Origin of the sequence: Roseiarcus sp., from assembly GCF_052145395.1 — a bacterium.
GTDB lineage: Bacteria > Pseudomonadota > Alphaproteobacteria > Rhizobiales > Beijerinckiaceae > Roseiarcus.
On sequence record NZ_JBKQOT010000640.1, the window covers coordinates 1 to 6060 of the forward strand.

At 69.5% G+C, this 6060-nt stretch carries 7 protein-coding genes; 2 read left to right on the plus strand and 5 right to left on the minus strand.

From position 1 onward, the window contains the following. Positions 1 to 262: 262 nt before the first annotated feature. The 4 genes from ACLP25_RS22095 to ACLP25_RS22110 are packed head-to-tail and all read right to left on the minus strand — an operon-like array spanning position 263 to position 3716. Positions 263 to 949: a helix-turn-helix transcriptional regulator gene (locus ACLP25_RS22095; protein ID WP_442471294.1), complete on the minus strand. Its 687-nt coding sequence runs from the start codon at positions 947 to 949 to the stop codon at positions 263 to 265. A 5-nt stretch (positions 950 to 954) separates the two neighbouring features. Then, the gene (locus ACLP25_RS22100; protein ID WP_442471295.1) at positions 955 to 1347 is read right to left on the minus strand and encodes a hypothetical protein; all 393 of its coding nucleotides are present in this window, start codon (positions 1345 to 1347) and stop codon (positions 955 to 957) included. 5 nt (positions 1348 to 1352) lie between these two features. Next, positions 1353 to 1925 carry a 16S rRNA (guanine(966)-N(2))-methyltransferase RsmD gene (gene rsmD / locus ACLP25_RS22105; RefSeq protein WP_442471296.1) on the minus strand — a complete coding sequence of 191 codons (573 nt, stop codon included), beginning with the start codon at positions 1923 to 1925 and terminating at the stop codon, positions 1353 to 1355. A 3-nt stretch (positions 1926 to 1928) separates the two neighbouring features. Continuing rightward, on the minus strand, positions 1929 to 3716 hold the full coding sequence (locus ACLP25_RS22110; RefSeq protein WP_442471297.1) for a pseudouridine synthase: 1788 nt from the start codon (positions 3714 to 3716) through the stop codon (positions 1929 to 1931). 158 nt (positions 3717 to 3874) lie between these two features. Between ACLP25_RS22110 and ACLP25_RS22115 the strand changes: the two genes are divergently transcribed. Beyond that, positions 3875 to 4303, plus strand: coding sequence for a nucleoside deaminase (locus ACLP25_RS22115; RefSeq protein ID WP_442471300.1), 429 nt, complete (start codon positions 3875 to 3877; stop codon positions 4301 to 4303). Between the two features lie 76 nt (positions 4304 to 4379). Next, a complete protein-coding gene (locus tag ACLP25_RS22120; RefSeq protein ID WP_442471298.1) occupies positions 4380 to 5495 on the plus strand; it encodes a 5-methyltetrahydropteroyltriglutamate--homocysteine S-methyltransferase in 1116 nt (371 codons plus the stop codon). 108 nt (positions 5496 to 5603) lie between these two features. Here ACLP25_RS22120 and ACLP25_RS22125 read toward each other — a convergent pair. Beyond that, positions 5604 to 6060, minus strand: a 457-nt coding sequence (locus ACLP25_RS22125) for an AMP-binding enzyme (protein WP_442471299.1), incomplete at its 5' end; no start/stop codon positions are given.

The following is a 6060-nucleotide window of genomic DNA, read 5'->3' on the forward strand; positions in this document are numbered from 1 at the left end:
CCGGGAACGCAGCGCAAACCGCCTTCAGGCCAGACAACAGCGACGCCAAAATCTCCATCCCTAGCGTGAATCATGTTTCCCCTGATTTGTGAATCCCAAAAAATGCCCTTCTTTTAGAATTGCTGGCCTTTGTCCGCCCGAGCGGAGCGAGCCACGTCCCGCTTGTCCTTGGCGAGGCCCGCTTCTCAGGGTCGGAAAAGGCGCCGCAATGCTTTGGAAAGGCCCGACTCGAGGTTGAAAACGGCGGAGGGCGCCGGCGGCCTCATCCCTCCAGCCCCTGCGTCCGCCGCCAGTCCCTGAGCAGGGTCCGGCGAGGCTTTGGCGGCCGGTCGGGGAGGGCCTCGACGCCGGCCATGCGGTCGAGGCGGAAATGGCGGAAGGCTGTTCGGGTCTCGCACCAGGCGGCGAGCATCATCACGGAGTCGAAGAACCCCACGGCCACCGGCCAGACGACCCGTTCTGTCCGCCGCCCGTCCTTGTCGGCGTAGCCGAAGCGAACCTTGCGCTCGTTCGCGAGCGCCTTGCGCACGAGCGGCAGCGCCATACGCTCCGCTTCGCCCGCGCGGGCCGCGCCCGCAAGCAGCATCGGCCAGTCGAGTGCGGCGGCGCGCTCGGGCGGCAGGACGGCGGCGATCTTGGCGAGCGCGTCCTCGGCGCTCCGGGCGAGCCCCTCGTCCGCGCGGCCCTCGACCCAGCGCGCCCCGAGCGCCAGCGCCTCGACCTCCTCGAGCGTAAACATCAGCGGCGGCAGCGTGAACCCCGGCTGCAGCACATAGCCGAAGCCGGCCTCGCCCTCGATCGCCGCCCCTTGCGCCTGGAGCGCCGCGATGTCGCGGTAGAGCGTGCGCAAAGACACGCCGAGTTCCTCCGCGAGCGCCCCTCCCGCGACCGGTGCCCGGCGGCGACGCAAGGCCTGCATCAGTTCGAGAAGCCGCTCGGCGCGCGCCATCGGGGCTATTGCGTCGCGCGTAGCGCCGCGCAGGTCCAGACCGGGAACGAGCACTGCCGGCCTGAGGGCAGGGCGCGCCCGTCCGGCAGGGCGTAGGAAACCTGGCTCACATGGGCGTTAGTCATCACGATCCGCACGTCGCAGGGCTTTTCCCCCGTGAGCAGGCTGAAGTTCGTCCCGACGGCCCACGGTGGGCTGTCGGTCGTGGTCACGCCGCTGCGATAGGTCCAGATCTCCGTCGCCTCGGCCGGCCTCGTCACCCGCGCCGGCGCGCCGCCCATGCACGTGAGGACCGCCCGCTCGGAGAGGCCGATCATCGTTTTCTGGGCGATCGGGTCGATTTCCGGCGCCTCCGCGCAGGCCGAAAGCGCCAGCGCTGCGAGCCCGACGGCGCTCATCCTCATCATCCCTCGCCCCCCGGTCCTTCGGACCGCAAGATCGCGATCCGCGTGTCGCCATAGACCCGTTCGTCGATCAGCGCGAGGCCAGCGGGCGCCGCGATCTCGGCCCTGGCCGCTTCCTCGACGACGCAAAGGGCGTCGGATTCCAGCCATTCGCCGGCAATCAGCGCGGTGAGGGCCGCGCCGGCGAGGTTATGCCCATAAGGCGGATCGAGAAAGGCGAGGGCGAACGGGCCGCCAGCCGGCGCGTCACCGAGCTTTGTGGCGTCCGCCCGCCAGATGCGGGTGACGCCGCCAAGGCCCAGCGCCTCGACATTGGCCCGCAAGAGCGCCCGCGCTTCGGTCCCGTTGTCGATGAGCAGTGCGAAGCGGGCGCCGCGGGACAGCGCCTCGATCGCCAGCGCCCCCGATCCAGCAAAGCAATCGACGACCCGCCGCCCTTCGATCCGGCCGGGATAGCGGTGCTCGAGAATGTCGAAGATCGATTCCCTGAGACGTTCCGAGGTCGGGCGGATGGCGCGCGAGCCGGGGGCGGCGAGAACGCGGCCCTTCAGCCGGCCGCCGACGATCCGCATCGGTCAGCGCTTTGGCGGCGGCCGGCGAGGGCCGGCGCCTTTCGGAGGCCTTCCGCCCGGCTTGCCGCCGCGCCCGCCTGGCGGCCCACTGGCCGCACCACCACGAGGAGAGTCGTCGCGGGTCGAGCGACGGGGCGGCCGAGTCTGGTCGCCTTCGGCCCGCGGCGAGCGGGGGCCGCGGTCGTCCCACTGTTTGCGCGCGCCATACGGCTTCGATGCGGTCCGGGCATCGCCTTCGCGCCGCGGGCGACGGGCCGGCCGCGCGTCACCGCCTTCCGTCCTTGGGGGCCGGGGCGCGCGCGGCCCGCGATCGTCCCACTCTTTGCGCGCGCCATACGGCTTCGATGCGGTCCGGGCGTCGCCTTCGCGCGCCGGGCGACGGGCCGGCCGCGTGTCACCGCCTTCCGTCCTTGGCGGGCGGGATGCACGCGGCCCGCGATCGTCCCGGTCTTTCCGTGCGCCCCGCGGCTTGAAATCGGCGCGGGGGTCGCCTTCCCGCGGGCCGGCTCGCGACGGCCGATCGCGCCCCTCGCCGTTGCGCCCGCGCTTCACCTCGAACGGATCGGGCCGCCGCGGTCGCTCGGGAAACTCGCGGCCGCCTTCAACCCCCGGGCTATGACCCGGGGGCCGGCCGCGACGCGGACCCAACTTGCGGGAGCCCCGCTTTCCGGCCGACCCGGGCTCAGCCGCTTCGGCCCCCGCCTTCGAGATCCGCTCGACGGCGACCGTGCGTCCCTTGCGATCCTGCGTCGCGCCGCGCGCGATCCTTTTGCGCGGTGCCGCCGCATCGGCCGCGTCCTTGGCGATCTCCGCCCGGAGCGCGGTGACGTGCTTGCGCTTGCGAACGGCCGTCGACGGCGCCGGCGGCCCGCGCCGGGGCGCCTCGTCGCGGTTGCGATCGAAGCTCGACTTATCGAACGTCGGCTTGCCGAAGCTCGCCTTGCGGCCCTCGGGTCGCCTCCGTCGCTCCTCGCGCGGCGCTTCGACAGGCGGCGCCCGCTCGGCGAGCGGCGCGTCAAAATCGGCGCCGGCCTCCTTGGCGAGCTTGGCGCCGAGCTGGTCGCGCAGCACGCGCGTGCGCACCTCGGCGACCTCCCCTTCGTTGAGATCGCCGAGCTCGAATGGCCCGAACGAGACGCGGATCAGCCGGTTCACGGAAAGCCCGAGGTGCTCCAGCACCCGCTTGATCTCGCGGTTCTTGCCTTCGCGCAGGCCCATGGTGATCCAGGCGTTCGAGCCCTGCTCGCGGTCGAGTCTTGCCTCGATCCCGGCGTAGTCGATTCCGTCGATGGTGATCCCGTTGCTCAGCGCGTCGAGCTGCGGCTGATCGATATGGCCGTGGGCGCGGACGCGATAGCGGCGCAGCCAGCCCGTCGACGGCAGCTCCAGCACGCGCGCGAGGCCCCCGTCGTTGCTCAGCAGCATGAGGCCCTCGGTATTGATGTCGAGCCGGCCGACGGCGACGAGGCGCGGCAGGTCCGGGGGCAGGGCGTCGAAGATGGTCGGCCGCCCCTCGGGATCGCGCGCGGTGGTGACCAGTCCGCGAACTTTATGGAACAAAAAGAGTCGCGTGCGCTCCGGCGCCGCGAGCCTTTGGCCGTCCACCCGCACGTCGTCTTCGTCGGTCACGTTGTAGGCGGGGCTTTCGAGAACCTTGCCGTTGACGGTGACCCGACCGGCGGCGATCCAGGTCTCCGCCTCGCGACGCGAGCACAAGCCCGCACGCGCCATCACCTTGGCGATGCGGCTGCCCTCGCGAACCGCGGACTCCGAGTTGGTTTCGTCGCTCATGCTCGTTTCAGGTCCGTCGCGGAGCTCATCGGATTGCCCGGAGCAGCCGCTTGTCCTAAGCCCGAAGCCGCGCGGCCGCCAAACGAAAAAGCGCCGGCGCCGCTTCCCATGAGCGGGGATTGAGTTTGCCGAACGAACCCTCCGGGGCGACGGACCCGATGAGCCTCGCCTTCGCCGAGGCGCGCGCCGCGGAAGGACGCGGCGAGGCCCCGATCGGCGCCGTTGTCGTGCGCGACGGCGTCGTGATCGCCCGAGCCGGCAACGGCGCCCGCGAGCTTGCTGATCCGACGGCCCATGCGGAAATCCTCGCAATCCGTGAAGCCGCAGCCGCGATCGGCTCCGAGCGGCTCGTCGGCTGCGACCTTTATGTGACGCTCGAGCCTTGCGCGATGTGCGCGGGCGCGATCTCCCATGCCCGAATCCGCCGCCTCTACTACGCGGCGGCGGATTCGAAAGGCGGCGCCGTCGACCATGGGCCTCGGTTCTTCGGCCAGCCGACCTGCCACCACGCGCCAGAAGTCTACGGCGGGATCCGGGAGACTGAGGCCGCGGCGATGTTGCGGGCGTTCTTCGCCGCGAAGCGCTAAACTTGAGCGCCGGGTTGTCAAAGGCGCGCCCGGCGTGACATGATGACATATCATCTTAGCGCCGTGGGAGGAAACCATGACCCGTCCGCCGTTCCGCGCCGATCATGTCGGCAGCTTCTTGCGACCCGAGCGCCTTCGCGAGGCGAGGGAGAAGTTCGCAGCCGGCGAGCTTGCGGCCCAGGACCTGCACGCGACCGAGGACGAATGCATCCGCGAGGTCGTCCGCGCCCAGGAGAACGTGGGCCTGAAGGGGATCACCGATGGGGAGTTCCGCCGCACCTATTTCCATGTCGATTTCCTCGAACGGCTCGAGGGCGTCGAGACCCATTACGGCGAATATGCCGCGAGCTTCCGCAAAACCGACGGGACTGAGGTCGGCTTCAACCCGCCGACCATGCATGTCGGGAGCCCGGTCAAGTGGGTCGCGCCGATCCAGGGGCCGGCTTTCGACTTCCTCAAGTCGGCCGTGACCCGGACCCCGAAGGTCTGCGTTCCGGCGCCGTCGATGCTGCATTTCCGCGGGGGGCGCGAAGCCATCAGCGAGGCGGTCTATCCAAACCTCGAGGACTTCTATGAGGACCTCACCGCCGCCTATCGAGCCGAGGTGGCCGACCTCGCTTCGCGTGGGCTTCGCTACCTGCAGTTCGACGACACCAACCTCGCCTATCTCTGCGACCCCGAGATCCGCGCCCGCACCAAGGCGCGGGGCGACGATCCCGACGCGCTCACCCGCCTCTACTGCCGGCTGGTCAACGATTCGATCCGCGACCGGCCCGCCGACATGACGACCTGCGTCCACCTGTGCCGCGGCAATTTCAAGAGCGCCTGGGTGGCACAAGGCGGCTACGAGCCGGCCGCCGAGATCCTCCTCAATGAGATGAAGATCGACGGATTCTTCCTCGAATACGACGATGAGCGTTCCGGCGACTTCGCCCCCTTAAGGTTCGCGCCGAAGAGCGCCACCATCGTGCTTGGCCTCATGAGTTCGAAGAAGGCCGCCGCGGAGCCGAAGGACCAGGTCAAGCGGCGCATCGAGGAGGCCAGCAAGTATTTGCCGCTCGATCAGTGCGCGCTCTCCCACCAGTGCGGCTTTTCCTCGACCGCCGACGGCAACGACCTCTCCGAGGCCGACCAGTGGATCAAGCTCGCCCGTCTCGTCGAGATCGCGGAGGAGGTGTGGGGCGAAGTCTAAGGGTGCGGCCGGCGGCGCCCGTCCCGCGTCCGCCGTGGAACGAGCAACCGCGAATTGGCGCATTCGCCACGGCGCGCCTGAGACAGAAAGAGCGTGACTTCGCGCGCGTTACGCGTAAGCGACTCGCAGTTTCTTCTTGTCGACCTTGCCGACCGAGGTCAGCGGCAATTCGGCGACGAAGGTCACGTTCTCCGGGATCGCGATCTTTGAGATGATTCCGCGCTCGACATAGGAAGCGACGTGCAGGCGGATGTCGTCCTCGCCGACCTCGTTGACCTGGTCGGGTTCGAGAAGAACCAGCGCCAGCGGGCGTTCGCCCCACTTGACGTCCTTCATCGCGATCACTGCCGCGCGCTTAACGCCGGGCTTCTCCATGATGATGTTCTCAAGTTGGATCGACGAGATCCATTCGCCGCCGCTCTTGACGATGTCCTTCAGCCGGTCGGCGACGCGGATATAGCCGTCCGGATCGATCGAGGCGACGTCGCCGGTGTGGAGGTAACCCCCGCCCCATAGCACTTCCGAAGCCTCCGGATTGTTGAGATAGCCGGTGGTGAGCCACGGC

Excerpts from the sequence above, each read along its gene's own strand:
- ACLP25_RS22095 (WP_442471294.1), bottom strand. The coding sequence starts at position 949 with ATGGCGCGCGCCGAGCGGCTTCTCGAACTGATGCAGGCCTTGCGTCGC.
- ACLP25_RS22100 (WP_442471295.1), bottom strand. The coding sequence starts at position 1,347 with ATGAGCGCCGTCGGGCTCGCAGCGCTGGCGCTTTCGGCCTGCGCGGAG.
- rsmD (WP_442471296.1), bottom strand. The coding sequence starts at position 1,925 with ATGCGGATCGTCGGCGGCCGGCTGAAGGGCCGCGTTCTCGCCGCCCCC.
- ACLP25_RS22110 (WP_442471297.1), bottom strand. The coding sequence starts at position 3,716 with ATGAGCGACGAAACCAACTCGGAGTCCGCGGTTCGCGAGGGCAGCCGC.
- ACLP25_RS22115 (WP_442471300.1), top strand. The coding sequence starts at position 3,875 with ATGAGCCTCGCCTTCGCCGAGGCGCGCGCCGCGGAAGGACGCGGCGAG.
- ACLP25_RS22120 (WP_442471298.1), top strand. The coding sequence starts at position 4,380 with ATGACCCGTCCGCCGTTCCGCGCCGATCATGTCGGCAGCTTCTTGCGA.